Genomic DNA, 2,903 nt, shown 5'->3' with positions numbered 1-2,903 from the left:
GGAACAAGTTTACAAAAAAATCTCCGCCGCGTACAGCAGAGATTTTGGGCGTTTATAAGATACCTGAATAGTTACGAGTTCCATTGCCATTCTAACCGATAGGTATGGCTGATAGAACTCATTCAATCGTCCAGGAAATACAACCAATTTCTCTCGGTCTTTCGTTGGTTTGGTCTCATCAATAATTGCATTGATCTTCTCATGATCATATGGAAAGCCAGCCGCAATAACTTTAACTGAACTGTTAGGACCCGTTGACCTTTCTCCCCAGTCCAACATCGACGGATTTGTATACAGAATTGCCTTACAAGATGGATGTTGAAAAATCCATAATGTACTTGGATCAACGACATTGGTAAAAGGATTCCATACGTCATGCTCCATAATAATGAGATGCTTTGGTGTAGGCTTAGCCTGATGAATCGTTTCGAATAATGTATATCTTGTAATCAAAACAACATCATCAGGATTTTCGGGCAAATCCGGACTGAATCTAAAATCAACTTTCGCTTCTTGAAGTCCTTTTCTTAATCCAGATAAATAGTTAGGATACCACGCTGTTTTGTCGGTTGGATCAACTAGTATATGAATCAAGGTCCTATCTTCCCTTCGTAGTCTAGAATGCAAAGTCCCTTATTAACTCATATCTTAATTGTAATCCAAAGGAAGTGTCAAATATCGACTTACCAAAGTATGAAAGCCTTTTATTTGGGAAGCTTGCTTTAAAGTTCAAAGATAATAAAGTAAAAGACCGGGACTTGCAAATAATAAGACCGAAGATGGTATTGTAGTACTTAAAAACGATAGTAAAGTTATTGAAGTTAAAGGAACCCATAAAGGCGATGAGTTGTATGGAACATACGATAAAGCAACTCAAAAGATTACCCTAAAAGCAGTCGAGAAAGCGAATTCCCCAATAGGTTTAAGTTCTCTTCTCGCTTCTAACACTAACAAAGAGGTTGAATATGATGTAAATCTTCTTGAAGCCAATGAAGCTTCCTTTGAAGCTACTCTTACTGAAAAGAAAACAAAGAAAGAGCACAAGATCAAAGAAATGGCTTCAAGATTGAGTTGAATGATAAAGTTAAAGCTCAATTACCACTAATTGCACCGGTAGCGGGTATTCTTGGCAGGGCTGTAATCGAAAGATTGCTTGGACTTGCACTTGCAATCACAATTAGAGGAGTAACTTGGGTTGTTGCTAGTGAAATGGCGGATACCATTCGTAACAGGGAAGAGCACTATTACGCTGCCAAAATTATCAAAAATAAAGTTGTTATCTCCGGAGCAATTGATTATAATACGGCATATAATAGAATTAGAACCGGCGAAGATGTGTTTTGTAAAAAATTTCAACGCGAAATCCCAATACTTGGCGTATTGGGATTTCGACTTTAAAGTGGGAGTGAAATGACATGGTAAAAATATTGGAAGTAAAAAATCTTTATTTAGATAAACCATTGTGGCCTTTTCTTGAAAGCTTTGGAAAGTTTCATGTATTGTTTAAAAGTGTTTCTAATGAGCAAGAGTTTTATTATACTGAACTACTTTGTCTTGATACAGAACATCTGATAGAGACTTCGTATCAGTTTAACAAGGCAGTACATTTTATCGGCGAAGGCAATCCATCTAATGTTATGTTTCATGGATCTATTGAACAACATCTCGAAGGCAATATGTTTAATGTAAGCAGATTAAACTTAGAGCGTTTTGAAGATGAATTGGTTTTCAGTATCAAGTTCGAAGGAAATATTAAAAATATATGGAATCTTAGAATTAGAATTTCTCCAATTGATGAAAGATATTGTTTAGTTTTTTTATCAGAAGACGACCTTGTTTTTAATAAGGATTGTTACTCGCGGGTCATTTTAGTGGATTCTGTGGAAAAAAAAGGCTACTTTATTCAGCAACAAGACTTTCCGTACTTGAATGTGTTGCTTAATATTGCTGTATGTAAAGTAGGAAATCAGGCTAAAAATATCATTTTTAAATCAGGAAGAATACAACGCTTTGAAAAAAAATCCTATTGGGAAGAGTATTACAACTCGAATGGGAGTTACAAGGTAGAAACACTTGAGAATTTACTAATCCTGAATAAAAGCGAATTCATAGATTGTATAAAAAATAAAAAAAATCTATCGCCTATTATTTTTAATGACTACGACATCAGTCGATCTGTTGAAGTTATTGGCATGGTAGGAGATCGATTCTGGTTTTTTGAGGAAGATTATAAGGGTGATAAAACAGAGATTTATGCAATAGATTTAGAAACTGGAAGCAGCACCTTGAAATATAAAGCAAATGAGCATTACTACTCAATCAAGGTTTTTGGAGGATTGCTATATGGCGTTAGAGAAGAACTAAAGAATAAAATATATTATTCATTCGAAACCAATGCGATCCGTGAGTTTTCCTATAAAGAAATGGTGGTTTACTTAGATGAAGCAGTCCGTATAACCGCAAGGACGTACTTAGACGAATCAATCCCTAGAACCGCAAGTATGCACGGTGAAACGTATAATATCGAAGTTGTAAGAGACGGTTTAACTGAAAATGCTTATATAAATAAAAAATTCTTTTATTACTTTGAAGAAAATATCTTGTTAGTTTATTGAGTCTGTCTATAATGCTCCTCGTTGTCAAAAATTTTAAATTAAGAAACAAACACCATTGATTATATAAATTTGGAGTAAAATACATGATACAAATAATAGCCTAATGCTGTTGCCAATTCTTTTCTTATTTCAGGGCAAAGTTCAATTTGCCTGCCAGGATGTATACCATGGCGATGATGTTCTTGTCAGAGCGGTAACCACGCGCCTTACGTTTCGGTTTAAACCCTTAACTTTAGAGTCTTACTCCCTTATTCTCACGAATTCGTAGTTTTTCAAATTGCACTACGT

4 protein-coding genes are annotated in these 2,903 nt (G+C 35.0%); 3 read left to right on the top strand and 1 reads right to left on the bottom strand.

Annotation, left to right across the window (positions count from 1 at the left end):
* Window positions 1–9: 9 nt before the first annotated feature.
* Window positions 10–594, bottom strand: a complete 585-nt coding sequence (locus tag NLX71_RS26115) for a hypothetical protein (RefSeq protein ID WP_254366726.1) — start codon at window positions 592–594, stop codon at window positions 10–12.
* Between the two features lie 253 nt (window positions 595–847).
* On the opposite strand from NLX71_RS26115, the gene NLX71_RS26110 reads away from it, so the two are divergent.
* Genes NLX71_RS26110 through NLX71_RS26100 form a run of 3 tightly spaced genes read left to right on the top strand, consistent with a single transcriptional unit; the run spans window position 848 to window position 2,615 of the window.
* Entirely contained in the window at window positions 848–1,075 is a 228-nt protein-coding gene (locus NLX71_RS26110) for a hypothetical protein (protein WP_254366724.1), read from the top strand.
* A complete protein-coding gene (locus NLX71_RS26105) occupies window positions 1,072–1,398 on the top strand; it encodes a hypothetical protein (RefSeq protein WP_254366723.1) in 327 nt (108 codons plus the stop codon). Before NLX71_RS26110 ends, NLX71_RS26105 begins: the two co-directional genes overlap by 4 nt.
* Before the next feature lie 17 nt (window positions 1,399–1,415).
* Entirely contained in the window at window positions 1,416–2,615 is a 1,200-nt protein-coding gene (locus NLX71_RS26100) for a hypothetical protein (RefSeq protein WP_254366722.1), read from the top strand.
* Window positions 2,616–2,903: the final 288 nt, after the last annotated feature.

Origin of the sequence: Paenibacillus sp. MZ04-78.2 (genome assembly GCF_024213375.1) — a bacterium.
Taxonomy (GTDB): Bacteria; Bacillota; Bacilli; order Paenibacillales; family NBRC-103111; genus Paenibacillus_G.
This window is presented reverse-complemented; position numbering and strand designations above follow the sequence as displayed.

Bases quoted from the DNA above. Each gene is read 5' to 3' on its own strand.
- NLX71_RS26100 (WP_254366722.1), top strand. From the start codon at position 1,416: ATGGTAAAAATATTGGAAGTAAAAAATCTTTATTTAGATAAACCATTG.